We start from the raw sequence: 26587 nt of genomic DNA on the forward strand, positions 1-26587 counted from the left end.
TTGATGTTTGTTGCGTATAGCTATGTGGAGTATTTCGGTATGGAGTGGAAAGTACGGGCAATTCGTGGAGCAACAACTGTATCAGAAAATTCTGTTGCAGCAATTCGAGAAGCAGTAAATGAACTTCTAGATGAGCTGGAAGCATGTAATCCGTTAGATCTCAGCGAGATTGTTAGTGTCACCTTTTCTGTAACTGGCGATTTAGACGCTGTTTTCCCAGCTGCGATCGCGCGAGAACGTCCTCATTGGAATAATGTCCCGCTATTAGATGTGCAGCAAATGCATGTGAAGGGTGCCCTAGAGCGTTGCATTCGGTTCTTGATCCATTTCAATACTCCAGACCCTCATGTAAAGATTTATCATCCTTATCTGCGTCAAGCCAAAAGTTTGAGACCCGATTGGAGCTTATCTCAAGCCACGTTTTGCTTAAAGTCAGTAGTTGAGTCGGTACGATAAGGGTCTCAATAACTGTTTGCGAAGCACGTAGCGCAGAGCTTCTACCAGCCTACCCATAAGAGGGAGCGACGAATGCGTAGATTTGAGTCGCAACAGAACACAATTGCGATTCCTGCGAGCTTATGGAACCATCTGCTCTTGCTTTCGAGCCAGACAATGCCGAATCGCTGTAAAAGACTACTGCACTGGATCGAAAAAATGGTGAGTTATGGTGAGTTTTTCCGAAAGATTGTGCATTGTCATTGAGTCTTGCTCCCTCTAAATTTTTTAATAGCCAGTATGTCTCTTTGTTGAGTACCGAGACAAACTTGGAGTTTTGGCAACATAAACGAGTGAATACGATGAAAGTTTTCCACACAACTGCCACAACAGTAGCTGTTAGTATAACTGCTGTCCTTGGAATGTTCGGGACTCCGGCATTTGCCCACAATGGTGAGCATCATGAACCCAACAACGGCTTTAATACAAGTATTCCGGCATTTTACGACCATGGCACGCTTCATCCATCTGGTAGCGGTCAAATAAACGGCAACAGTCCTATTAGCAGAACCAATCCTGTTACAGGGGCTACAGTTAGAAAGAACGTTGCTAAGCTGACCTCGGAAGATAAGGGCGCATTCGTCAATGCTTTGCTCACATTAAAAAATACATTTTTAGAGGGTAGCAAACTTAGTATCTATGACCAGTTTGTTGTAGAACACGTTGGATCAATGGGAATGATGCTACCCACAGCAATTGGTCCAGCTGCTGGGTTTGATGCTGCCCATGCAACTGCGGCATTTCTGCCCTGGCATCGTGAGTATTTGTATCGATTTGAAGAGGCTTTGCAATCGGTAGACCCAACAGTAACGATTCCGTACTGGGATTGGACAGATCCTAATGCGCTAGACATTATCTTTCAAGATAATTTTCTCGGACCTAATGGCACGGGAACCACTATCAATCTTCCAGGACTTGGAAGCTTTGAAGGAGGTGCCGTTCAGTCCGGTTATTTCTCAGAAGCCAATGGGTGGACCTTGAGAGAGGACTTACATATCAACCCAATTACCAATGAAACGCTGGGTACATCACTTTTACGCTTTCTGAAGTTGCCCCCTGGAGATAGGTATCCTATCTTTCAACAAGAGGTAGATCAGGTTCTGGCGATCGACGACTATAACTTTTTCCGTCCAGCTTTAGAAGGATTTGCCACGGATGAGCAGGGAAACCTGTTGTTCACTCAGCATAACTATGTCCATGGAGTTGTCGGAGGGGCTCTTTTTGACCCTGTGACAGGAAAACCCACTCCACTGGGTACTATGGCTAACATTCTCAGTTCTCCCAACGATCCAGTCTTCTGGCTGCTGCACTCGAATGTAGACCGCCTTTGGGCTGAATGGCAGGAGAATGGACACGCTGGTATCGATTTTTATCCGGCTACGGGTCAACTCTTTGGAAAAAATCTCAACGACCCAATGTGGCCTTGGGACGGAGGTCTATCTATCCCAGGAAATCTAGGTCCAGGGGATTTGCTGTCCCTCCTGCCTCGTTATGCACCGGATGACATAGTTACACCTGCAAACGTTCTGGACTTCAGGAATCTCGGCTACACATATGACACTATTAGTGCTTCGGTTCCTGAACCTACTTCTACGTTAGGTCTATTGGGTTTGGGTGCTTTAGGTGCAGGTTCTCTGCTGAAGCGTAAACGGAAACAGAAAGATTTGTCATATTTCCCACTTAACTACTCACAGTTGGAAGCTGAGGTTGTTAAGAACGAAGTAACTCTCAGTGCAGCAAGTTTTAGCGAGTAGCAAACTCAAACGTTGGTGGGTTACGGACACCATATTTGTGACGCCACCCAAGCTACATGAACGAAAACACAGTTAATGGAGGAAACACGTAATGTCTACTCTACCTAAATCTACACAGGTACTTGTTGTTGGTGGAGGTCCTGCCGGATCAACGGCTGCTACTCTTCTAGCCCGCGAAGGTTTTGATGTGACTCTAGTAGAGAAGGCGATCGGGCCACGTTACCACATCGGTGAATCTCTTCTACCGTCCTCTCTGGAAGTCTTTGACTTACTGGGAATACGAGAGAAGGTGGATTCCTATGGCTTCTATCGGAAGTCGGGAGCGTTCTTTGAGTGGGGATCTTTGAAATGGGAACTCGATTTTGAGCAAGTGCTTAAGACGTACAGCTTCCAAGTTCCTCGCGCTGAATTTGACAAGCTGCTTTTGGATCATGCAAGCAGTCAAGGAGTCAAAGTTTTCGAGGGTGTTGAGGTTTGCAAGCTATCTTTCGATGGGGAGCGCCCGCGAAGCGGCATCTGGTCTGAGAGCATAGATAATTGTTCTGGCGAGCTGTCTTTCGACTACCTAATTGATGCATCAGGTCGTTCAGGTCTGATGGCAACACGCTATTTGCAGAACCGACAGTACCATGAAGAGTTTCAGAACTTAGGCATTTGGGGGTACTGGAAGGGTGCAGACATTGAGAAGATCCGTCCTGCGGGTAGTACTGTGAGTGCTTCTCTCAATGATGGCTCTGGCTGGTTTTGGGCAATTCCGCTGCCTGATGGTACGTTAAGCGTGGGTCTAGTGATTCACAAGACGACCTATAAGGCGAAGCGAGCTACTGCGGGGTTGGAGGAAATTTACTTAAGCGCCATTACTCAGTGCCCTTGTGTGGCTGAGCTTCTTGCCCAAGCCGAATTGGTATCACCCGTGAAGGTTGAGCAAGACTACTCTTACGCTGCCGACAGCTTCTGTGGACCGGGCTACTTCCTCTTAGGAGACGCTGCATGTTTCCTTGATCCCCTACTTTCGACGGGGGTGCACCTAGCCACTCTTAGCGCGACGATGGCAGCAGCCAGTTTAGCAAGTGTGCTGCGAAATGAGGTGACAGAGAATCAGGCATTATCTTATTACGACAGGGGCTTTCGGCATACCTACCTACGCCTATTGGTAATTGTATCGTCTTTATATGATATAATTCGCAAACCGGAATTCTCTGCTGAGGAAGCCCAGCAGCTTCCCCACACTGGTGACATAAACTTTGACCCGAAGAATGCGCCCCCGAACTTCATGCCTGGAATGGAAGACGTGTCGAAAGCTGAAGAAGGTCTCCGTCGTCAGGTAACCGAAGAAATGTCCAAATTACTTGCAACCAGCTCTACTCTTCTGGAAAACGTGGAATCTACTGCGATGAAGGGAGAAGCGCACGCGATATCAATGGATAGTATATTCGCGTCGCTGTGGGAACAGCTATTCTCATGGTCGTTACCAGAAGAGAACGGTTTGCATATCATCACGAAACCACGGCTAGGATTAGAACTCGCTCCAGAAAAAGTTGAAGGACGTTCGTCGTCACAGTTTGTTCATTCATAGTTGCTAACTCGGAAATTTCAATAGGTTTTCCCATGCTGAAGCTTTATCACTACCACATCTCTGCCAACTCTCGTCGCGTGTGGATTACACTGCTGGAGAAAGACATTGCCTTTGAGCTAGTGTCACTCAAGCTGGATGGCGATCAGTTCCAACCAGAGTTCTTAGCGCTTAACCCCTTCCATCAAATTCCAGTCTTGGTGGATGACGGCTTTAGCGTCGTGGAATCCTTAGCAATCCTAGACTACCTGGAGGCAAAGTACCCCACGCCTGCCCTCCTGCCTACTGATGCTAAGGCCGTAGCAACCGTGCGTATGGTGGAAATGGTCACCGTCAATGAACTATTACCTGCTATGGAACCTCTGTTCTTTCAGATGATGGATATTGCTGAACAAAAGCCGGAGAAGCTAGAGCAGGCGAAACAGAAATCAGCCACAGTGCTGACCTTCTTTGAGCATTTATTAGGTGATAGTCCCTACTTTGGTGGTAAGCACCTCACCCTAGCAGAAGTCGTGGCCGGAACTGTGGTGCCTTGGTTTCCTAGTCTGGGTATGTCCTTAGGTAATTTCCCAAAACTGAGTGCCTGGTCTGAACACTTGATGGAGCGTGCTTCTTGGCAAAAGACCCAGCCCATCCCGGAACTAATGGAAGCCGCCGCAACGCGAATGAAGGCTGTCATAGCACAGAGGCAGACCCACTGAAGGTTTCTGACGAAAGGCTTCTGGATGGGGCGAGGGTTTCAGGAGATTTTGTCACTCGATTACTGAACTGTATTGCCTACCGCTAAGGGAGCCAATATCGACCCTACCTGGGAAGCTCAGTCGGAATTCGCAAGACAGTTGCCACTACAGCGAGACACCGATACTCAAATCGCAGGCAGCAGTGCTCAGCTACCCAAGGCCAAGGCAAAAATTTGAACCCGCATTTATCTGTAGAGACTTTCTTCTATGGCTACTGTAAGAAACTTATTAGTGGCACCCTTAGGTGCAGCGCTCGTCGCTTTGGGAACAGTTAATGCGGTGCAAGCCGCAACCTTATATGGAGAAACAGAACCCCTAGGAGACGGATTTATTCGCTCGTTTGTCGAACTCGATAATGATGGAAAGCCGTCAGAAATTGGCGTAGCATTTAGCCAAGGGGCACTGTCTTTACCTACCGAGCCACCAGATCTACCATTTAATGTTTTCTTGCCGCCTGAGGCTTCAGCTACCCCATTCAACTATATTCATGTTACCTATCGCCCCCGTGGTTATCCGGGCCTGCCACCTGTCTTCGACGTTCCCCGTTTTAGTATTGATTTTTCCTTGCTTAGGCCTCAGGAAAGGGAGTTAATCTGCCCGAATCCCGACAGAAGCGGTTCACTTCCTGCCTGTGTTGGTGAGGAACTGCAACAGGCGATTAAGACACCAGAATCAGGGACAGTCCCTGATGGTATGGTGACAGATTCCTTTGGAGAGGCAGGTTACGGAGTCCGTTATTTTGATCCTGACACCTCTCTCAATCCTTTTACTTCATTCTATGAATATGGATTTTTTGGCGGCAAATTAAGTTCCCTCGATGTCATCGTAACCAAAGCTTTTCTTGAGACGCAACCGGATTCTAGATATCAAATTAAACTGCCCAAGTCTTATTCCAAGAGTGGGTATTATCCAACCGAATATCGCATCTCCTATGATGCGACCAGTCAAGAATACAAGGTTGGGTACAGTGGATTGACTTTTCGTTCTTCTACTTCTGTGCCTGAAAGGTCTCCTATATGGGGGTTATTAGTGCTTGGCACTTGGAGGGTTATTTTTATGTTGAAAAATAAACAGCAAAAACAGAAACTAGCCAGCCGAGGGTAAAACCAATTTATTAAATATTTGGTGTACTAAATTACTTTGAAGAGGGTATTATATGGCTACTATTAAAAAATTATCCGTGGTGTCTCTGGGGACAGTATTTATTGCTCTGGGAACAACGGATGCAGTACAGGCTGCTCAATTCTTTGGAGAATCAAAGCCGCTAGGAGATGGATTTGCTCGCTCCTTTGTCACACTCGATGACGTCAGTGGGCAGCCTTTAGATCTTGGAGTAACACTCACTCAAGGAGTACTACCTTTACCCACCGACGATACTCAGCCTGATATTAAATTTGAGCTTTCCTTGCCGCCTGAGGCTTCAGCTACTGCATTCAAACAAGTTGAGATTACCTATCGCCCGCGAAATTATTCAGGTGTTAGAACAATCTTCGATGTGCCCCGTATCAGTACTGATTTTTCCCTGCTTACCCCCCAAGAACGTGACTTAATCTGTCCAAATGCGCCAATAATCGACCGATTACCCACATGTGAAGGTGAGGAGCGGGCACAGGTGCTCAAGACGCCAGAACCAGGTACTCTTCCTGAGGGTTTTGAAATTGGAGTTGTTCCGGAAGGGCGTCATGGAATACGTTATTTTGATCCCACAGCCCCCTTGCCTGTTGCAGAAATTAACGGGCAACCGCAATTGACTTCGGTCTATAACTATGCAATCTTCGATGGCAACAGATTGAGTTTCCTTGATATTGTTACCTCGAACGCTTTTCTTGAGACGGAACCGAATTTTACCAGCCCAATTAAATTACCTACCGTACTTTCTAAAAGTGGGTATTATCCAACTGAATATAGCGTCACATATAATGCGACTAGCCAAGAATACAATGTGACACTAAGTGGATTAACATATCGTTCCGCCACTACTGTCCCTGAACCATCTTTTACGTTGGGTGTTTTCGCATTTAGTCTTTTCGGTGTTGGCTCTTTACTAAAACGAAAGCAGAAACAGACTCCTGAAAGCAGCAACCTTAAATGATTGCAAACGCAAGCTTGCGACTGAATAATTCTGCTAATTTAGCTTATCGTGAGGATTAAGATGATACCTAACCTTTCCAAAATCGGCATTCCGGTGACAGTCGTCACAGTACTAAGCCTGACTACCTTGGAAGCCCAAGCAGCTTTGCTAGTCAGCAGCCGCCTCAACAACCGCGTCCTGCTTTACAACGAAACGACGGGAGCCTTTATCGATACTTTCGTTGCTCCTGGCAGTGGTGGGCTGGCTGGTCCGGACGGCTTGGTCATAGGACCGGACAATAATCTCTATGTCAGCAGCAACTTCAACCGAAGTGTTTTACGTTACGACGCAAAGACAGGTAACTTCATTGATGCCTTTGTACCAGCAGGTAGGGGTGGGTTAGTTGGTCCTACAGGTTTGGCATTCGGACAGGACAATAACCTCTACGTCAGTTCTGTAGATTTCAATTTCAATACTGGCATTGTTCTCGGCAGCAGTGTGCTACGTTACGACGGAAAGACAGGTGCCTTCATTGATGCCTTTGTACCTTCAGGTAGCGGGGGGCTAGAAGGTGGTTTAGGTTTGGCATTCGGACCGGACAATAACCTCTACGTCAGTAGCCTAAATAGCGACAGTATCCTCCGTTACAGTGGGGAAACAGGCGCTTTCATAGATGCCTTTGTACCTGCTGGTAGTGCTGGGCTAGATCTTCCTGCCGGTTTGACCTTCGGAGCCGATAGTAACCTTTACGTCAGCAGCCTCAACAGTAATAGTGTCCTACGTTATGACGGAAGGACAGGTGCCTTCATTGATGCTTTTGTACCCTCAGGTAGCGGTGGGTTAGCAGGTCCTACAGGTTTGACCTTCGGACCCGATAATAATCTTTACGTCAACAGCCTCAACAGTAATAGTGTCCTACGTTATGACGGAAGGACAGGTGCCTTTATTGATGCCATTGTACCCCCAGGTAACGGTGGGTTAAACCAACCCGCAGGTGTAATCTTTGTCTCAAATCGGGTTTCTGTGCCTGAACCATCTTCTGGGTTAAGTTTGTTGGGGTTGGGGGCTTCTATCGCTGCAAGTTTGGTGCTGAAACAAAAACAACTGGGTTGATTAGCACTTGGTAATTGGGGTGCAGATTCTTGGATAAAAATAAACTCAAACAACAGATAAAAGCTGATTCTATGGCTACTCTAAAAAACTTATCAATGGCTCCCCTAGGGGCAGTTTTGATAGCTTCAGTAACAGTTGATGTGGTGCAAGCAACAACCTTTTATGGAAACATACAGCCTTTAGGAGACGGTTTAATTCGTTCCTTTGTCACCCTGGATGACTCTGAACAACCTTTAGAGATTGGCGCTAAATTTAGACAGCAAGCGCTGTCTAATTTGCCTTCTGAAAGACCCGCGTATATATATGAACTTTCTTTGCCACAAGAAGCTTCTACTACAGCGATCAAAGGTCTGGCAATGGCTTGGGTTACGCAAGGTCATATGCCAGAAGAAATTTTTGGTATTCCACATTTCCACTTTGAGTTTACTCTGTTAAGCCAACAAGAACGTCAGCAAATAACAGGAACAGGTGATGATGAGGATAGAGCTTACAAGTTACCCCCGCCAGAATTTACGCCTCAGGATTACAGACCACTTGATAGGACAAGTTTTCAACCTGGATTAGGGTTATTGATGGTTGATACCACCGCACCTTTCTTTCAGGGAGAGGCTCTTACAGCAGCGCCGTTCTATCATTCTTATAACGGACAAATAGTTAATGATGAATTAATGATCGCAAAGTCTTTTTTGGAGACAAAACCCAATATTAGTGGGGTTTTAAAACTACCAGCAGCATACCCAAAAAGCGCATATTATCCAACTGAATACAGGGTTTCCTATGATGCAACTACTCAAGAATACACAGTGTCGCTAAGTGAATTGACATATCGTTCCGCCAAGCCTATCCCTGAACTCTCCCCTATATGGGGTTTGTTAGCGATTGGTGCTTGGGGCGCAGTTTCCCAAGTAAAAAACAAACTGCAAAAAAAAATTAGCTAGCAGATAACACTAGCTATATTTGCGGCTTCGGAATGCATTTTACGTAGGTGAGCATAATTAAAAGATGCTAAGCACAAGGCTATAGGTATTTATATTTATGCCAACCAACCTTAGGTATCTATGACTGATATAAAATTCTGAGAAAATTTTTTGGATAAGTCAAAATGCATCTGCGGCAATATCACCCTCATAGCCTAATAGTAAATGACATTTACACGCCAGTCTTATAGCAGCAGGAAAGAGTTTTATGTTCAAAACCAGAACACAAATAACCATGTCTGTTGAATTAGCCCCGACTCCCCATCCAACTAAGACAGAGGACTCAGCCCATAACATTCTTGACGTACAGCAAACAACCTGCTGTATCGTTGGCGGTGGACCAGCAGGGGCGGTTCTATCCCTTCTCTTGGCACGTAAGGGTATCCCTGTAATGCTGCTGGAGGCACACAAGGACTTCGACCGCAACTTCCGGGGAGACACGATTCACCCATCGGTAATGGAAATTATGGAGGAACTTGGTCTAGCCGACCGTGTACTCCAACTTCGTCACACTAAAACCCGCCAACTTATCTCTGAAACTGCCGACGGACCTATCACCTTTGCAGACTTCAGTCGCTTGAAGACACGGTATCCTTACGTCACAATCCTCGACCAAGCACTTTTCCTTGAGTTAATCGCGGAAGAGGCTAAACGCTATCCGAACTTTCAGTTATTGATGGGCGCGAACGTGCAAGAACTGATTGAAGAGGATGGCATAATTCGTGGTGTCCGCTACCGTGGACAGGGTGGCTGGCACCAAGTGCGGGCACAGTTGACAGTCGGTGCGGATGGACGCTTCTCCCGCACTCGGAACTTAGCAGGTATGCAGCTGATCAAGTCTTCAACACCCCCCATAGATGTTCTTTGGTTCCGCCTGCCCCGGAGATCAGAGGAGCCTGAGAACGGGATGGGACGCTTTGGTCGCGGTTACCTTTTAGTTTTAACCAACCGCTTTGACTATTGGCAGGTTGGCTACATCATGCCCAAAGGTCATTACCAACAGCTTCATGCTGCTGGTTTAGAGGCACTGCGACAGTCTGTCGCCGAGGTAATGCCGGAGTTAGCAGATCGCGTGGAGCATCTGAAGGAGTGGAAGCAGGTCTCGCTACTCTCGGTTGAGGTGGGTCGTCTCTCCCGTTGGTACCGTCCAGGTCTGCTGCTGATTGGAGATGCGGCTCATGTCATGTCGCCTGTAGGTGGGGTTGGCATCAACTATGCCATCCAAGATGCTGTTGTAGCGGCGAACGTACTCAGCGATCCACTTAAAGCTGGTCAGGTGCATCTGCGGCACCTAGCGGCAGTGCAGCGTCAGCGCCAGTGGCCAACGCGGATTATCCAGTGGTTTCAGTCCTTAGCTCAGGAGCAGATTATCGCCAAAACATTCAACTCGGATCAGCCGTTCAAACCGCCGAGAATTATGCGCCTGCCAATCCTGCGTGACCTCCCCGGTTGGCTGATGGGCTTTGGCGTTTGGCCTGTTCACGTTAAGAACTAGTGCAGAGCGCAGATTGCGATCGCGTAGAAGCTTCCCGTCTTGACTGTTGTGGTAGCTTGCGAAGTAACACGTATGCGAAACGAAATGTTTAGGGTATGTCTTGGTATCAGAAGATGAACAAGCAAGAAAACGTACAGGTGATGCAAATCAGCGAACAAGAAAACGTGCAGGTAGTGCAGCAAATGTACACCGCCTTCGGAGAGGGTAATCTCTCATCTTTACTGCATCTGGTGGCAGACGATGTGGAGTGGTCTATAGCTAAATCAGAATATAGCTCGCAAACAGGTACATACATTGGTCATGAGCAGGTTGTCCAAGTTTTAACTAGTGTTGGCGATTTAGAGTTACAGCAGTTGCAGCCACAGGAGATTATTTCTCAGGGTGAACAAGTTGTAGTGATTGGACATGCTCTAGGTCGCCTCAGATCTACCAACCATGCAGTCGAATACGATTGGGTACATGTATTTAATCTGCGTGACAGTAAGATTATGAGATTTCGCGCTTTCTTTTCCCGCTAAGTCTTAAAAGAATATCTGGATACGGCTGCGATCGCAGCAGCTTTTCACGGTTCTAAAACCACTTCTGTTGCGGAGCTTGACTCGGGATATAAAGAACCCGTAGTGGGCTAAACGATGCCTCTGGTGTGACTTTCTTTCCAAGCACTATACCTAAATTTTCCCATAATAATAAGTGGCGCGTTCTGAATACATACTTGCGCCACTTTTAATGATTAAAAATAGAGGCTAGCCTCTGGCTAACCTCTAATCCTAACCGACTATTTCGTTTCCGAGAATTCAGCGTCGATGACATCATCACCACCACCGGATTCACCACCGGGAGCCGCACCAGCTTCAGGACCACCCGCACCACCAGGAGCAGCGCCAGGTTCAGGACCACCCGCTTGTTGATACAAGTTAGCACTAATACTATAGAGTGCTTGTTGCAATTCTGTGGTCAGCGTCTTAATCTTCTCATCATCTTCCTGAGAAACCGCCTCACGCAGATCCTTAATCAAGCCTTCTACCTTCGTCTTATCTTCTGCTGAGACTTTATCACCCAACTCATTAATCTGCTTCTCAGCTTGATACGTCAAAGAATCGGCTTGGTTCTTGCGATCGATTTTCTCACGCCGCTCTTTGTCCGCCGCTGCGTTGGTTTCGGCTTCCTGAACCATGCGATCAACGTCTTCACTGGGGAGGGTAGATGCGCCTGTAATGCTAATCGATTGCTCTTTACCCGTACCTTTATCCTTCGCGGTAACATTCAGGATACCATTAGCGTCAATATCAAAAGTGACTTCAATTTGGGGAACGCCGCGCGGTGCTGGGGGAATCCCATCCAGACGGAATGTACCCAGACTCTTGTTGTCGCCAGACATTTCCCGTTCACCTTGGAGAACGTGGATTTCGACGTTGGTTTGACCATCCACAGCCGTGGAGAAGGTTTCTGACTTCTTGGTAGGAATGGTGGTGTTGCGGGGGATAATCTTAGTCATCACACCGCCCAAGGTTTCCACACCCAAGGATAGAGGGGTAACATCAAGCAGCAGAATGTCTTTAACTTCACCCGCTAAGACACCCGCTTGAATCGCTGCACCAATTGCAACCACTTCATCCGGGTTCACGGTTTGGTTGGGATCTTTACCCAATACCCGCTTAACCACCTCTTTTACCGCCGGAATCCGGGTGGAACCCCCGACTAAGACAATCTCATCGATCGCGCTTTTATCAATTTTGGCATCACGTACCGCATTCTCAACTGGGATGCGACTCCGATCAATTAAGTCGGCACAGAGTTCTTCAAACTTCGCCCGGGTCAAGGTTGTATCCAGGTGCTTGGGACCATCCTGGGTGGCGGTGATAAAGGGTAGGTTGATTTCAGCTTGGGTAACGCTGGAGAGTTCAATTTTAGCTTTCTCCGCTGCTTCCGTTAACCGTTGCAGGGCTTGCTTATCTTTGCGTAAATCAATCCCTTCAGATTTCTGGAATTCAGCGGCGAGGTAATCAACAATTTTCTTATCGAAGTCGTCACCCCCCAAGTGAGTGTCACCAGAAGTTGATAATACTTCAAAGACACCATCCCCGACTTCCAGAATGGATACGTCAAAGGTTCCACCACCCAGGTCAAAGACTAAAATTGTTTCATTGCTCTTCTTATCTAAGCCATACGCCAGAGACGCCGCTGTAGGTTCGTTAATAATCCGCAACACTTCAACCCCAGCAATCTTACCCGCATCTTTCGTGGCTTGACGCTGGGAGTCGTTGAAGTACGCCGGAACCGTAATCACGGCTTGAGTCACGGTTTCGCCCAGGTACTTACTGGCGTCATCGACGAGCTTCCGTAGCACTTGAGCCGCAATCTCTTCAGGCGCAAATTGTTTGCCTTGAGAGGGACAATCCAGTTTGACGTTATCGCCAACTTTGAGGACTTTATAAGAGACTTCGGTAGCTTCATTGGTGACTTCGCCATGTCTACGCCCAATGAAGCGTTTGACCGAGTAGAACGTATTTTCCGGGTTCATCACCGCCTGACGTTTGGCGATTTGACCCACGAGGCGATCGCCATTTTTGGCATACGCCACAACTGAAGGGGTTGTACGTCCCCCTTCTGCGTTAGCAATCACGGTGGGTTTACCCCCTTCCATGACGGCTACGCAGGAGTTTGTTGTACCTAAGTCAATTCCAACTACTTTTGCCATAAGAGTGTTCCAAGTTCGCTTAACTACAAATACTGGTGAAGTCGGGGAGCGTGACTGTTGAACCAAAATCTAGTTCAATCAGCAGCCAATGTGATCTTCAATATCATTGCTTCGGCTACCAATCTCTATACTGAACGCGGTTAGCCTGTCTCATGAAGGGGGGGTTCCCGAACCTGAGATGGGACGGTTCGATCTGGTGATTGCTCGTTCCAGTCGCTCTCCCATGACCAATCATCAACTTAACGTTGTGCTGATTTCTTGCGCTGTGTCTAATGTAGGAAACTCTAAGGGGTAAAGGTTTGGGGCGAACCGTAATCCATCAGTTGTGTTTGCCGTCTTTTACTTTATTAAGGCATCTTTGCCCTTTCTAGTGCAAGAAAGCAGAAATAACTGAACAGCTAATATCTCCCCCAGCTTCCCCAGCTCCCTCTGCTCCCCCTGCTTCATCGTATCTACGAAGCGGCTCTTGTATTTTTGCCGCGCTGCACTAGGCTGGCAAACCTTGGTCTTAAGTACAACTCAGGAATCAGTGTTTAAGCCGTTGATTTTTACCGATATATCGGGCTACTATATAAGGTTATTTTAGAAGCAATCACCATGATTTTTGTCTCCTAGGGAGCTTCTAATTTTCGGTAAAAAAGAGAGTTTCATTGTAGGGGCGGGTTTAGCTACTCAAACTAGGTTGTCACCGATAACTGAACCACAAAACCCGCCCTGATTAAAAAGCCTGGTTACAGATTGACTGAACGATCGCTCAAAAACTGGATTGCAACCCTAAACAAATCAACCCTAAAAGCGTACCCGTCAAATAAAACGCACCGACAATTTGGGTTTCTGACCAACCGCTTAATTCTAAATGGTTATGAAACGGTGACATTTTAAACAGCCGTTTACCGACTCCAGCGTCATCTTTTGTGGCTTTATAATAGGCAACTTGGGCAATCACCGAGATCGATTCCCAACAGAAAATGCCACTGAGAACAAATAAACACCAGAGATTCTGGCTCAATAATCCTACCGCCGCGAGAGCGCCACCTAAAGCCAGGGAACCCGTATCTCCCATAAACACAGCAGCAGGGTGGCGATTATGGACGACAAAACCCAGACAACTGCCACTGAGACAGGCACAGAACACCATTAAACCCGGTGAAGATGGGGCAACGATCGCAGCTAGTGCCAAAAGCGCGATCGCACAGGTTCCCCCAGCCAATCCATCGACACCATCGGTAAGATTCGTGGCATTACTTTCTGCCGCCAAAACAAACAGCGCCAGGGGCCAAAACAGTAATCCTAAGGGTAAAACGATACCAAACGGGAGTGCGATCGCGGTAATACTACTCGGTTGACTTGCCGCCAGCCAGATACAAAACACCAACCCCACACTGATTTGCAGTGCCAATTTCAGGCGAGGGGAAATGCCCTTATTAGAACGGCGGCGGATAATTTGCCAATCATCCAACCAGCCAATCATCCCATAAGCCAGGGTCACAAGGGATACAACGAGGACATTAACCAACTCTTGCCCTGCCAGTGCCAATCCCGACCAAACTAGAGCAACCGTTACCGCCACAGGTACAAAAAACACCCCACCCATGGTTGGGGTTCCAGCTTTTTGTAAATGAGTTTGGGGTCCATCTTCCCGGACAATCTGCCCCATTTTCAACGTTTGCAGAAATGGGACAACCCCATATCCCAGTGCCGCTGTCAGCACGGCACAAATCAACAGAGGCAACGTCATGGAGACTCCGGCGAACAGGGAGTGTTCCCCCAACCCATCTAGAATCAATGCTCCCAGACTCAAACCAACGGCTAGTAACGTCAAGAGGCTGGAACCCGTTAAATTAAACGACCGCCCAGAAGTTAATTTTGCGTCTATCACGGACAAACTATCCCTTTATCGAACTTCCTCACACACAATCAGACGCATGGCGTCTTGACGATTCCCGTGTGACCCACGGCACTGATGGGAATCGTAACATCAATAGGGTACTTGCAATCAATCCTTCAAGCAAATTTACTTATTGTTGCCGGATGATTCATCACGATCGCTAACTAAAGGAGCAACTTAATAGCGGAAAACTGCCGCGATCGGTGATTGAGCGGGTACTCGCTCGGATTCTACAGCAAAAACTGTTCCACCATTCAAAACCGTATAAACGACTGCTAAATCCAATAAATCTTGGTCACCAGCCTGGTGTTGCTCATGTAGCTGCACCGTGTTGCTCTGTGGGTCAAAGCTACCCCACTGCTGATGGTCTAAGGCGACAAACAACGAATCAATGCGTTGATTATAAGCCGCCTGCACTACTTCTTTCAGGGCATCAGAGGCTTGTTCCTGATTATTTCCAGAAAATTCTCGCTCAGCGGTCAATTGCGTCTTTCTCTGCTTGTTGAAACTTAGGCTGCACGATTGCCCAGGCTGGGTCAACGGGATGGGGATCGTTTTATCTGTTACACAGGGGACGTAATTCAAGCAGACAAAAATGCCGCATTGAACATTCTGCATCGCGGCTGTGATCGTGAGATTACTCGCTACCTGTTATATGCAGAAGTCCGCACCATTTTACTGATACGGACAGTTCGATACTTGGCTTCAATTGGAAAGTCCGTGACCGAAGCTTTAGATTTGGGCTGGTTGAGTCTTAAGTTTAGAGCACAAGCGTTACGACTTGAAGCGGAGTATCACAAGTGCGGGGTGCTAGGTACGGTTAAGCTCCGGTGGGTGGGAGAAGTGCCTTGCTTCATCAACGTCCCTAACGATAACCATCAACGGATGAAACCAGCAATATGAGACATTTCTAGCTTGTCTGCATAGATTTGCACAGATTTAGTTCACCCCTAAGCTTGCCTGCCTTTATTTCAACGAAGATAGTATGCTCAATACATCTGCCTTACGATAGGAAAGTCATGCTGATCAATGATGCATGTCTTATCCTTGTAGTGCGAGCATCTTGCTCGCTACGAGTACCCAATCCAAATGCCTAAACGCTACCAAAGGTAGGAATTGGGCTATTCGTCGGACGACCAAAACTGGGTAGGTCAACATGAGTGATATTGCGATTCCTGACAGCTAGCCGATAGCTGACACTTTGCAACTCAGCATGAAGTTGGCGATTCTCTCGTTGTAAGCGGCTCACCTTTTCTCTCACCGGTGCCATGCGTTCAGCAAACTTCTGACGATAAATTTGGGGTAGCTCCTGAACCACCTGCTCTAACATGCGAGACCGATCCGTTAATTCTTGCACAGACTGGCGCAACTGATAAATTTCTTGATCGCGAGTCGTAATCTGCTCTTGGTAAAATCTGACTTGCTGCTCCACATCTTGCAACTGTTCTCGCAAGACTCGCATTTGGGCTTGATGACGCTCAGAAACCTCGGCTGGCGGTTTAAAACTCGCATTGCCTTTAACCAAGCGAAATAGCTCTTGAGAGAGTTGCTGCACAAGCTGATCTCTCAGATGTAACTCTTCCCGAAGGCGAGACACTTCAGTTTGCAGCGCTGGTAGGGTTGGGGTTTCAGTCGCGTTCACGATAGCTTACAGCTCCAATACAATAGGGACTCCCAATAGCAGAAGACGATGGGCAACGTCGCTCGGTGATGTGATTACCCTGTAGGAGGATGATATCACTACTAGGGTTATGCTTGACACGTTAACTCCAAAATAGTCATTTGTCATTTGTCATTGGTGGTTGGGGATGAGTGAGTTCCTCTTGCACCAATTGCGCTAACTTTTGGGCGGCACCTGATTCACCCCGGACTGCCCGCAGGCGCGATCGCATGTCTTCTAGTTTTTCGGGATGCTCTAAATACTCAAGTACCAATTGTGCCACATCCTGAGGTTTCAGTTGACCCACGACTTCTGGCACAATTTCCGCTTTTGCCCAAATATTGGGCCACGCAAATAGGCGTTTTTGTTGCAGAATCAGCCAATTAATCAGTTTGGCAAAACTTGTTCCTACTCCCGGTAACCGCGCTAACAATCCGGGTAATCCATCCCAAGCCCGCATCGCATCCAGTTGCTGGGTGGGTAATAAAACGATCATTGGTACACCGAGAGAACCTAATTCCGCCGTATTCGCTCCCACTGTGGTTAAGCACAGACAGCATTGGGATAATATCTCATGGGCGGGAAATTCGGTTATAAGTTCTACCGTTACACCACTCGCCATTTTGAGTATTGAGTGTAGGGGCGGGTTTAGGGAATTTTGTTTCGTGAGTGATGATAACTTGGGTTCAAAACCCGCCCTGAATAATGTAGAGACTTCGCTCAAGGAAACCTGGTTTTGACTGTAGGGGCGGGTTTCACTACTATCGTTTTTTGTCACCCCGATATTGCTAAACCCGCCCTCATCTCCCTCATCTCCCTCATCTCCCTCATCTCCCTCATCTCCCTCATCTCCCCCATCTAGCATCACCAATCTCGCCCTCCCCCATCCTAATTTCTGAATCAGGGGATTTTCTTGGGGATCAGCAAAACGGGCTAGCGTGGGTAAATCTAAGGTTGGTGCAACAGGAATCAAAAAACGGGTTTGAGGTCTAACTTTGTGAATGTGTTCTGCAATGGCTAACCCTAACGGTACTCCCTGAATCAGTTTGGCAGGTTTTGACCCTGGAAGTAAACCAATCCATTCAATTTGGGAAGTGTTAAGTGTTGACCCTTCACTGCCTTCGAGGACAGGGTTTTGAGTTAACTCCCTCAGCTCCCCCAGCTCCCCCAGCTCCCCCAGCTTCCCCTGCTCCCCCAGCTCCCCCAGCTCCCCAGCTCCCTTACTCCCTCTTGCCACATCTGCCATTAAATCTCCCACTACCGTTAACTTGTGGCGATATTTTTTCGGGGCTTTGGCTATAATACTGGGTTTCATCACCCCGAACCGATCAATCCAGCGATGCCAACGGGCATCCCATTCGGCATAAATAACAGTACGATATCCTAAGCGAGAACCAATAACGACAGGAAAAAACTGATCGCCGCCTAAGAATACCACCACGCCGCGATCGCGCCAGTCCCAGTTTCCGGCAGTTTTCCCCCAGAGTAAGAAGGGAAAAAAATGCTGTGCCCCTTGCACTCGGTCTACTTCGGGGTAGGATTGAACAATCTGGGCTTCTTTGCCTGTAGCGTTGGGACAAGGAGACAGGATAATCGAGATTCGGAAGACAGCGCGATCGCTTCCTAGCTGCTGGCGCAATGCTTTGACTACAGGACGTACCCAGGTGGTGACTTCACCCGGACCATTGGAGAGAATTAAAATATCATTGGTCATTGGTCATTGGTCATTGGTCATTGGTCATTGGTCATTGGTCATTGGTCATTGGTCATTTATCATTTGTCATTTGTCATTTGTCAAATGGAATGAGCTAACTTTAACAAAAATCAGCCAAATCAGTGAGTGCTATTCGTTTTGATCAAGTTCGTCTCCAATTTCCAGGGACACCCCAACCCGCCGTAAATGGAGTAACCTGCGACATTGAAGCGGGTCAACTGGTAGTTATTTTAGGTCCATCGGGATGTGGTAAAACCACCGTTCTCAAGATGGTCAATCGATTGTATGAACCCACATCCGGGGCAATTTATCTGAATGGGGTCAACATCCGTCAAATAAAAGTTACAAAGCTGCGTCAACAAATTGGCTATGTAATTCAGCAGTCGGGCTTATTTCCCCATCAGACGGTGGCGGAAAATATTGCCGTTGTTCCCAAACTTTTAGGATGGTCACGCTCAAAATACCAGTCTCGCGTTGATGAGTTATTAAAGCTGGTTGAACTACCCCCTCAAATTTACCGGAATCGGTATCCGGCACAACTATCTGGAGGACAGCAGCAGCGTGTTGGTGTGGCGCGGGCGTTGGCTGGTGATCCTAAGTTAATGCTAATGGATGAACCCTTTGGTGCTATTGATGCGATTACTCGCCAATCTCTGCAAGAGGAAATCTTACGAATTCAGCGGAAGGTACACAAAACGATTCTGTTTGTCTCCCATGATGTTGAGGAAGCGCTGCGTCTGGGGGATAAGATTATGATTTTGCAAAAAGGTAAGATTTTACAATTTGATACGCCGTTAAATATTCTGACAAGTCCTGCTAATGATTTCGTCCGGGAGTTAATGGGGGCTGATGATCTGTTTCGTCAGTTAAGTTTACGGCGAGTGGAGGCGGCAATGCAGCTAGTTTCTTCAGATTATCCGCATCAGGGGGAGCGTGCGATCGCGCCTCACGATAATTTGCGTCAAGCTTTATCCCTCCTCTTACAGACAGGAACTCAGAGATTGCCTGTCATGGAGGAAGGAAAGATAATTGGTGTGTTAACTTTAGAGACAATTCAAAAAGCCGCTAGAATCTGACTTTTCACGGTATCTGGTGCAATGTGAGTGTGAATTGTGTAGGGGCGGGTTTCACGGCTATCTTTTCGGTTGCACCCAGATGTAACTAAACCCGCCCCGACGCGCCATGGCTCGTCTCTACAATAGTTTTTAGACTTTCCGTGAAAAGTCAGGCTAAAATGGGTCAAACTTGATAGCTAGTTATCTGTCTTATTCTGGGTTTCGGAAAATACCCACTAGGCAAAAAAATAGTGCTACATAGTTTTTGAAATTATCCAATTTAAGATATTACTATGAACAACTCGTCTTTTTTTGATGAACAAAAGGAACAATCACTCGTTAAAGCCAGAATAGTTGAGAAATACTTCTGGGCATGGGCAAAAGTTATCATTGGATTTTTGAAACAAAAAGAACAAAAGCAAAAGTCAAAGAAGCTGAAACTTGCTTATATTGACTTGTTTGCCGGTCCTGGTCGATATCAAGATGGTTCCGAATCGACACCGTTGCGTGTACTGGAAACTGCTATTCGAGAACCAGATTTTAGAGAACGCTTGATAACGCTTTTTAATGATGCTGATGCAAATAATACACAGTCACTCCAGAACAACATTCAGTCAATTCACAATATCAATAAACTAAAAAATAAACCCATTGTTATAAACCATGAAATTGGTGAAGAGATAGTTCAGAGGCTTGAACAAGTTAAATTGGTTCCCACTCTATTTTTTGTCGATCCATGGGGATATAAAGGATTGTCATTACAACTGATTAATTCTGTGGTTAAAAATTGGGGCTGTGACTGTATATTTTTCTTTAACTACAACCGGATTAATATGGGACTAGGTAACGATGCCGTCAAAAATCATATAAATGCTCTATTTGGCGAAGAACGTGCGTCAGAACTTCGAGAAAAATTGCAGCTACTAAACCCAGCCAACAAAGAAATCGCTATTGTCGAAGAAATTTGTGAAGCGTTAAAAGAAATGGGTGGAGAGTATGTGCTTCCTTTCCGTTTTCGACATGAAAATGGCAACCGTACTAGCCATCATCTAATTTTTGTCAGTAAGCATGTAAGAGGTTATGAGATTATGAAAGAGATTATGGCAAAGGAAAGTCCGACAACAGAACAAGGTGTTCCATCTTTTGAGTATAATCCGGCAACAAAATTTCAACCCTTACTTTTTGAACTTTCACGTCCACTGGATGAACTCACAGATATGTTATTAGATGAGTTTGCCGGTCAAACAATGACGATGATAGAGGTTTATCAAAGACATCATATTGGTAAACGTTACATCAAGAAAAATTACAAAGATGCTCTTCTAAAACTAGAGGCTAAAGGCAAAATTACAGCACAACCATCTAAGCGCCGGAAAAACACATTTGCCGATACAGTACGAGTTACTTTTCCACCAATTTAAGTTGTTTCGTAGACTGATGACGAGATACTGGGATATCTTTTCCCCATTGCTGTTGGTGTTGTTTCCAAGCTAATGGCATCTCATCCCAAATCTTTCCATCCAGTTCTCTTCCTCCAGCTTTTGGAGTTTTACCTCCCCATTGTTTAAAGAAAAATGCGACATCAAACCTCTGACATTGATCACGAATACTTTGCGCCCACTCTAACTTCATCGGACGATATCTATTTCCCGATTCGCCACCCACAATAACCCAATGAATATCCGTTAAATTAAGATGTAAATCACCGAGAAGTGGTTCACAAGAGAGAAAACGCACATTGGCTGGAACTTGTCGCATGGAATCAACCCGATGAACATAGTCCTGATTTTCAACCGATACCCCCATCCAAATATTGTTATGCCATTCTAACTGAGACGCTAATTCAACTAAATGTTCATGTCGTTTGGTCAAAATTTGATAGATATGCTGCGGAGTTTGACCCATCACATCAAACACGTCTTTGAGAAATTCGATAGGCACGTCTTCGTGAAAAAGATCACTCATAGAGTTGACAAAAATGCGACTTGGCTTGCGCCAACGCAAGGGTTCTTTTATGCGTTCCCGATGCAGGGTTAAATCAAATCCATTGGGAAAATTCTGATGAAACCGTTTAGTTAGTGCTTCTGCATAACAATGGGTACAACCTGGACTAACTTTGTTGCAGCCAGTTGTGGGGTTCCATGTTCGGTCTGTCCACTCGATACCTGTATGAGTGCTAGCCATATTCTCAGTCTACCCCTAACATTAATAGTCTTTCCTTTGCTTATTTATAGTACCGATGTATTGTCAACTTGTCCAGAGTTATGTGATTTAACTTTTGCCTGTTAATATTTGATAAGTTGCACCCGTTATAAGAAAGGTTTGTAAACTGCTGTAAGGTAGCGGTATTAATCGATAAAAACTTTCATAGATGGTGCGTTAAATTTCAATCTTTTTATCCTGAAATTTGGCTGAAGCGGTGCTGAAATTTATTTTTTGATCATTAACTGCTATGATTCAATTTAAATTCTAAAGACCTATGGTTCTATCCGGGTTCTCTTAAATCCCATATCGCCTCACTCTGGCAAACGCATCGCGCTTTTATTTTTGGTTTAGCAACGGGGGCGGTAGTGCGTCTGATTGCCCCACTTTTACAGGATAAATCCTCTGATCCGGCGGTTGTCGTTGTCGATGAAACTGAAGTTCCCCCAGACAAAAAATCTTGCACTGCCTCACCGTGCGGCTTTCCGCGATTTTTTAGACGTTCGGCGAGACGTTCGGCGAGCGCTCAAACCACTACGGAATAAGGCTTTAGCCTGGGTGTAGTACATCCGCAAGGGGGGAACTTCAGTTGAATAAGTTATGGGGAGATGGGGAAGATGAAGGAGATGGCGAAGATGAGGGAGATGGCGAAGATGTTAGCTGTTGGCGTTATTTCTGCCTTCTTGTACTAGAAACTATACCGTTCTTCTGCCCAAGGTTCACCTCGGCGGTGGTAACCATTACGTTCCCAGAACCCTGATTCCTCATGGTCGAGAAACTCTAAGCCATTAATCCATTTAGCACTTTTCCAAGCGTAAAGGTGGGGAACCACTAAGCGCAGGGGACCGCCATGTTCTGGGGGTAAGGGTTCGCCAAGCAGAGTGTGGGCAAAAAAGTTATCCTCACGCACAAACTCGTCTAGTGTCAGATTAGTGGTATAGCCGCCATAGCAATGTTGCATAACATGGGTGGCTTTAGGGTCGAGTTCCACCTGACTGATAAAGTCAGTTACCCTGATCCCCGTCCATTGCACATCCAGTTTTGACCAACGGGTCACACAATGGAAATCCTTGGTGAAATCATGTTGAGGCATTGCCATCATATCTGACCAACGCCAGGTCTTGGGTGTAGCCAAACCCCAAACCCGAAATTCCCAGTCATCAATGTTAACGTCGGGAGTCTCACCATAAGTTAGAACCGGGAAGCCCTTGGTCAAGTATTGACCTGGAGGAACGCGATCGCTCTGTTCTGGTTCTGGTTTGTGGAAAAATTTTCCGATCATAGTTCAATATAAAAATAACCATCCCGAAAAGAGAGTGTAGAGACGTAGCCTGATACGTCTCTAATCCCCCATCTCCCCTCTCTGAACGGAGGTGTTCACAAACTCCTGCCACCCTATACTAGGCTTCTTCTTCCTCTTCTTCTTCAGTCGGATAGACAAACGTCGAACGTCCACTCAAAACAGCCTTACCCAGAGAGAGGGCTTTCTCCGCTTCCAATGAGGCTTTGCGTCTCCAGTTAGCTCTACGTTTGTCTCGTTTTGACTTTGAGGTTTTCTTCTTGGGTACAGCCATGGTTGTCAGTTAGCGAATTTTGCACAGCCTTTCTATTGTATGCCATCAAGCCAAGTTGACATCCTCACCGACCTAAAAGGATCGGTGGTAGGGTGCTGTTTTCTTTTGTCCGACTACTTACCTCACTGTTCTTAGGTTGCTTCTCCGATTGCCGACACAACGCTAAGGCATCATTAAATGTAAAGATTGGACAAAGATTGGGGATAAACCTAGACACAGGGATAGAAAACCTATCAAAATATAAAATATACGTAGGGTAAAAAAATTCTTTTGATCCTTCGACGATGCTCAGGGCAGTCTTTTCATTTGTGACTAAGGGCGGGTTTATTGATAAGTTATCGGTTTGAGGCTGTCTTAAACGGCTTACACCTGCCTCTACACTATAAATTTTGATTTCCCAGGTAGCATTACTAGTCTATGTAAAGGAATCTGGCACTCATTTAATCGTTCACTCATTCTTTAACTTATGTTTTCCATCTACATTCTGACCCATAACGAGGAAATAGATATTGCGGCTTGCATTGAGTCAGCCCAGCTATCGGATGATGTCATAGTGGTAGATTCCTACAGCACAGACCGTACTGTAGAAATTGCTTCCCGCTACCCCGTTCGTGTCGTGCAACATCAGTTTGAGAGTCATGGCAAGCAACGAACCTGGATGCTAGAAGCAATTCCAACAAAGTATCAATGGGTTTATATCTTAGAAGCAGATGAGCGAATGACCCCTCAACTGTTTCAAGAGTGTTTAACGGCAATAAAACGCCCAGATGGGGTTGGCTATTATGTGGCAGAACAAGTAATGTTTATGGGGAAATGGATTCGCCACAGCACCCAGTACCCCCGTTACCAAATGCGTCTTTTCCAAAAAGGAAAGGTTTGGTTTACAGACTACGGTCACACGGAACGGGAAGTTTGTAATGGATCAACCAGTTTTCTGCAAGAAACCTATCCCCACTATACCTGTAGTAAAGGCTTGAGTCGTTGGATAGAGAAGCACAATCGCTACTCCACCGATGAAGCTGCTGAGACAGTCCGTCAGTTAGAACAGGGAAATGTCAATTGGTGGAACTTATTCTTTGGTCGATCAGAAGTTGAACGGCGTCGAGCGCTCAAAGATTTATCCCTACGTTTACCTTTGAGACCCCTGTTACGGTGGATTTATATGTATTTCTTCCTGGGTGGTTGTCTGGATGGCAAAGCAGGAATGGCTTGGTGTACCTTACAAGCGTTTTATGAGTACCTAATTTTGCTGAAAGTCCAAGAAATGAAGCAAATGCCACCATCTCATCGGTCGCCAGATCATCCAATGACTGTCCGATCAGATGTTAATGCTTCTGAGGTATCTAATAATTATCATCTACCTCCGATGCAAAGGAAATTAGCTTCCACCATTAAACCTTGAGATAAGCTGTCATGCATTTAAATTGGGTATTAGTAGCGAGCAAGATGCTCGCACTACCATCCTTTCGCCATTATTGACATTAAGGTTTAAATGCCGAACAGCTTAAAGGTAGACATACACTATCTTTGATATTTAGTCAAAAATATATCAATAAACTATTCTCCGTTTAGAGATTATATATCGATTCGGAGAATAGTAATTTTTTTATGTAGGGACGTAAGGCTTGCCTACACCCCCTGCTCCCTCTGCTCCCTCTGCTCCCTCTGCTCCCTCTGCTCCCTCTGCTCCCTCTGCTCCCTCTGCTCCCTCTGCTCCCTCTGCTCCCTCTGCTCCCTCTGCTTCCCCTGCTCCCTCTGCTCCCTCTGCTCCCTCTGCTCCCTCTGCTTCCCCTGCTTCCCCTGCTTCCCCTGCTCCCTCTGCTCCCTCTGCTTCCCCTGCTCCCTCTGCTCCCTCTGCTTCCCCTGCTTTTCGCTCTAAGTTGACACCAATGCCCTATCTCAACCGTAAACTTGAATTTAGTCCGACTACTTATTGCTAGACCAACGTTCTAGGCTTCACTAACGCTACCATTTCCTTCATATTTTTTGCCATGGGTGAAAATTCACTAGAGTTTTATCAAGTTACTCAAATGCATAAAGAGTTGATGATCTTCCTTCATTTCTACTGACATCTAGTCAGTTTATTGAATAAGATAAAAACAACTGAGCCAAGGTTAGGTTCAATATCTAACACAACAGACTTCGTTAAGAGTCATACCTAAAACTCAGTGTTCCTTACACAGTTGGATTTTACAGATGAATACTCAAACTTTTTCGCGCATAAGACAATTGGTAGCTCCCTTATCAATTGCGGCGACGATGGTACTAGGAATATCTAGCCAGGCTAATGCAATTAATCTCGGAATCGCTGCTGACTATAATATATTTGTGCTAGGTGATGTGAATCAAAGCAATACTGATTCTGAGGGTAAGGTCGCCATTGGTGGAAATGTCACATTCTCAGATTTTTATGCAGGAATGAATCTGCCTCAAGACGGAAATAACGGCGATGTCTTAGTTGTTGGTAAAAATTTAGTCTTTCAAAATGGTCAAGTTAGAGGCAATACAGTTTACGGGGAAACAGCAGAACTTACCGATGTAACTCTTGAGCATGGGGGAACGCTTCGCCAAGATAACCCCATTGACTTCGCTGCAGCTAGTCAGGAATTACAAGCATTATCTCAATTTTTAGGAGGGTTAGAGGCTACTGGTACAACAGAAATAGCTTATGGTGGAATTACATTAACGGGTTCAGAGGAAGACGAAAACATTTTTCATCTGAATGCCTCTGATTTAAGCACTGCCAACAGCTTCAACATTGATGTAACTCCAGGTTCGACTATCATTGTGAATGTTAGTGGAGACGAAGCATCATTACAAAACTTTGGCTTCAATTTTAATGGCGGTATTGATCAGAGACAGAACGTTATCTACAATTTCTACGAAGCTACAAATCTGTCAGCCAGTGGAATGGGAATACAAGGTAGTATTTTAGCACCTTTCGCCGCTTTCGACTTTAACAATGCTCAAATTAACGGCAACTTAATTACCGCTTCGCTAACGGGAGGTGGACAATCGAATAACTATCTCTTCAACGGTGATTTACCTGACCCAATCAGTGAAACGGTTCCTGAACCCGCAACATTAGCTGGACTAGGATTAGTCGCTGCTCTAGGAGTTGCTTCTCGCCGTAAAGGTAAGCAGAAAGTCTAAGGTTTTGAAACCTGGGTTAGGCATCCAACCTAGCCCCCGTCCATTTTTTTATGCACTCCTCACACTATGTCCCTGACTTAATCTCTTAGGTCAGGGATTTTTCTATTACCATAACGTGCAAGTAGTCTGACAAAGACATAGGCTGGAGGAGAGGGCGACCCGATGTAATTAAGGGGACTGGTGTTGTTCATTAAGCTAGGCGGGTCGCCCCTACCAGTTGTTAATAAAACGAAGCGGGTCGTTTATACAGGTCATTAATTAGCCGATCGCAGGCTTCAGATGTCTGACCGAGAACTAGGGATACAAGCCTCGTCCTTTTAGGACGACTTTTTATTTTCTCTTAGTCTTGTATTGTAATAAATAATGTGTTAATCTCTAAAATTAGTCTAGCACAGGCGAAAGTCGTGAGTATCGCCAATCGATTT

Annotated in this window: 24 protein-coding genes and 1 pseudogene; 17 read left to right on the plus strand and 8 right to left on the minus strand. The window is 46.1% G+C overall.

Annotation, left to right across the window (positions count from 1 at the left end):
• The first annotated feature begins 39 nt into the window (after positions 1-39).
• The 10 genes from aroH (at position 40) to RIG27_RS14915 (ending at position 10736) form a co-directional block, all read left to right on the plus strand.
• Positions 40-456: a chorismate mutase gene (aroH, locus tag RIG27_RS14870; RefSeq protein WP_446346375.1), complete on the plus strand. Its 417-nt coding sequence runs from the start codon at positions 40-42 to the stop codon at positions 454-456.
• A gap of 341 nt (positions 457-797) precedes the next feature.
• A complete protein-coding gene (locus RIG27_RS14875) occupies positions 798-2249 on the plus strand; it encodes a tyrosinase family protein (RefSeq protein ID WP_446346334.1) in 1452 nt (483 codons plus the stop codon).
• A 91-nt stretch (positions 2250-2340) separates the two neighbouring features.
• Positions 2341-3825 (plus strand): NAD(P)/FAD-dependent oxidoreductase, encoded by a 1485-nt coding sequence (locus tag RIG27_RS14880; protein ID WP_446346336.1) that lies wholly within the window; start codon positions 2341-2343, stop codon positions 3823-3825.
• A gap of 32 nt (positions 3826-3857) precedes the next feature.
• Entirely contained in the window at positions 3858-4523 is a 666-nt protein-coding gene (locus RIG27_RS14885) for a glutathione S-transferase family protein (RefSeq protein WP_446346338.1), read from the plus strand.
• A gap of 246 nt (positions 4524-4769) precedes the next feature.
• Positions 4770-5666: a DUF5602 domain-containing protein gene (locus RIG27_RS14890; protein ID WP_446346340.1), complete on the plus strand. Its 897-nt coding sequence runs from the start codon at positions 4770-4772 to the stop codon at positions 5664-5666.
• A 52-nt stretch (positions 5667-5718) separates the two neighbouring features.
• On the plus strand, positions 5719-6654 hold the full coding sequence (locus tag RIG27_RS14895; RefSeq protein ID WP_446346342.1) for a hypothetical protein: 936 nt from the start codon (positions 5719-5721) through the stop codon (positions 6652-6654).
• A gap of 93 nt (positions 6655-6747) precedes the next feature.
• The gene (locus RIG27_RS14900; protein ID WP_446346344.1) at positions 6748-7746 is read left to right on the plus strand and encodes a Vgb family protein; all 999 of its coding nucleotides are present in this window, start codon (positions 6748-6750) and stop codon (positions 7744-7746) included.
• Between the two features lie 29 nt (positions 7747-7775).
• A complete protein-coding gene (locus RIG27_RS14905) occupies positions 7776-8684 on the plus strand; it encodes a DUF5602 domain-containing protein (protein ID WP_446346346.1) in 909 nt (302 codons plus the stop codon).
• Positions 8685-8958: 274 nt separating this feature from the next.
• Complete coding sequence (locus RIG27_RS14910; protein ID WP_446346348.1) at positions 8959-10218, plus strand: FAD-dependent oxidoreductase; 1260 nt, start codon at positions 8959-8961, stop codon at positions 10216-10218.
• A 113-nt stretch (positions 10219-10331) separates the two neighbouring features.
• Complete coding sequence (locus RIG27_RS14915) at positions 10332-10736, plus strand: nuclear transport factor 2 family protein (RefSeq protein WP_446346350.1); 405 nt, start codon at positions 10332-10334, stop codon at positions 10734-10736.
• A 257-nt stretch (positions 10737-10993) separates the two neighbouring features.
• On the opposite strand, the gene dnaK is transcribed toward RIG27_RS14915, so the two are convergent.
• The 5 genes from dnaK to RIG27_RS14940 form a co-directional block, all read right to left on the minus strand.
• The gene (dnaK, locus tag RIG27_RS14920; RefSeq protein ID WP_446346351.1) at positions 10994-12916 is read right to left on the minus strand and encodes a molecular chaperone DnaK; all 1923 of its coding nucleotides are present in this window, start codon (positions 12914-12916) and stop codon (positions 10994-10996) included.
• A gap of 754 nt (positions 12917-13670) precedes the next feature.
• On the minus strand, positions 13671-14792 hold the full coding sequence (mraY, locus tag RIG27_RS14925; protein ID WP_446346377.1) for a phospho-N-acetylmuramoyl-pentapeptide-transferase: 1122 nt from the start codon (positions 14790-14792) through the stop codon (positions 13671-13673).
• A gap of 189 nt (positions 14793-14981) precedes the next feature.
• Positions 14982-15287, minus strand: coding sequence for a hypothetical protein (locus RIG27_RS14930; protein ID WP_446346353.1), 306 nt, complete (start codon positions 15285-15287; stop codon positions 14982-14984).
• Positions 15288-15897: 610 nt separating this feature from the next.
• Complete coding sequence (locus RIG27_RS14935; RefSeq protein ID WP_446346355.1) at positions 15898-16446, minus strand: Npun_F5560 family protein; 549 nt, start codon at positions 16444-16446, stop codon at positions 15898-15900.
• Between the two features lie 136 nt (positions 16447-16582).
• Complete coding sequence (locus RIG27_RS14940; protein ID WP_446346357.1) at positions 16583-18178, minus strand: lipid-A-disaccharide synthase; 1596 nt, start codon at positions 18176-18178, stop codon at positions 16583-16585.
• On the opposite strand from RIG27_RS14940, the gene RIG27_RS14945 reads away from it, so the two are divergent.
• From RIG27_RS14945 to RIG27_RS14955, 3 genes are all read left to right on the plus strand, one after another.
• Positions 18171-18320, plus strand: a complete 150-nt coding sequence (locus RIG27_RS14945; RefSeq protein WP_446346359.1) for a hypothetical protein — start codon at positions 18171-18173, stop codon at positions 18318-18320. The two genes, RIG27_RS14940 and RIG27_RS14945, sit on opposite strands and share 8 nt — an antisense overlap.
• Complete coding sequence (locus RIG27_RS14950) at positions 18301-19254, plus strand: ABC transporter ATP-binding protein (protein WP_446346361.1); 954 nt, start codon at positions 18301-18303, stop codon at positions 19252-19254. Before RIG27_RS14945 ends, RIG27_RS14950 begins: the two co-directional genes overlap by 20 nt.
• A 272-nt stretch (positions 19255-19526) precedes the next feature.
• On the plus strand, positions 19527-20654 hold the full coding sequence (locus tag RIG27_RS14955; protein ID WP_446346363.1) for a three-Cys-motif partner protein TcmP: 1128 nt from the start codon (positions 19527-19529) through the stop codon (positions 20652-20654).
• On the opposite strand, the gene RIG27_RS14960 is transcribed toward RIG27_RS14955, so the two are convergent.
• A complete protein-coding gene (locus RIG27_RS14960) occupies positions 20635-21417 on the minus strand; it encodes a DUF5131 family protein (protein ID WP_446346365.1) in 783 nt (260 codons plus the stop codon). The two genes, RIG27_RS14955 and RIG27_RS14960, sit on opposite strands and share 20 nt — an antisense overlap.
• A gap of 302 nt (positions 21418-21719) precedes the next feature.
• Between RIG27_RS14960 and RIG27_RS14965 the strand changes: the two are divergent.
• Positions 21720-21872, plus strand: a pseudogene (locus RIG27_RS14965) (hypothetical protein); the annotation flags it as partial.
• A 251-nt stretch (positions 21873-22123) separates the two neighbouring features.
• On the opposite strand, the gene RIG27_RS14970 reads toward RIG27_RS14965, so the two are convergent.
• Positions 22124-22717, minus strand: a complete 594-nt coding sequence (locus RIG27_RS14970) for a sulfite oxidase-like oxidoreductase (RefSeq protein WP_446346367.1) — start codon at positions 22715-22717, stop codon at positions 22124-22126.
• Between the two features lie 118 nt (positions 22718-22835).
• Positions 22836-23009, minus strand: a complete 174-nt coding sequence (gene rpmF, locus RIG27_RS14975) for a 50S ribosomal protein L32 (protein ID WP_006101025.1) — start codon at positions 23007-23009, stop codon at positions 22836-22838.
• A 466-nt stretch (positions 23010-23475) separates the two neighbouring features.
• Here rpmF and RIG27_RS14980 point away from each other — a divergent pair, with 466 nt between their 5' ends.
• The 3 genes from RIG27_RS14980 to RIG27_RS14990 all read left to right on the plus strand — a co-directional run bounded on the left by RIG27_RS14980 (position 23476) and on the right by RIG27_RS14990 (position 26162).
• Positions 23476-24411, plus strand: coding sequence for a glycosyltransferase family 2 protein (locus RIG27_RS14980; RefSeq protein ID WP_446346369.1), 936 nt, complete (start codon positions 23476-23478; stop codon positions 24409-24411).
• 223 nt (positions 24412-24634) lie between these two features.
• Positions 24635-24949 carry a hypothetical protein gene (locus RIG27_RS14985; protein ID WP_446346371.1) on the plus strand — a complete coding sequence of 105 codons (315 nt, stop codon included), beginning with the start codon at positions 24635-24637 and terminating at the stop codon, positions 24947-24949.
• Between the two features lie 256 nt (positions 24950-25205).
• Positions 25206-26162 (plus strand): choice-of-anchor A family protein, encoded by a 957-nt coding sequence (locus RIG27_RS14990; RefSeq protein ID WP_446346373.1) that lies wholly within the window; start codon positions 25206-25208, stop codon positions 26160-26162.
• The last annotated feature ends 425 nt before the right edge of the window (positions 26163-26587 follow it).

This window comes from Coleofasciculus sp. F4-SAH-05 (assembly GCF_040222985.1).
Lineage (GTDB): Bacteria > Cyanobacteriota > Cyanobacteriia > Cyanobacteriales > Coleofasciculaceae > Coleofasciculus > Coleofasciculus chthonoplastes.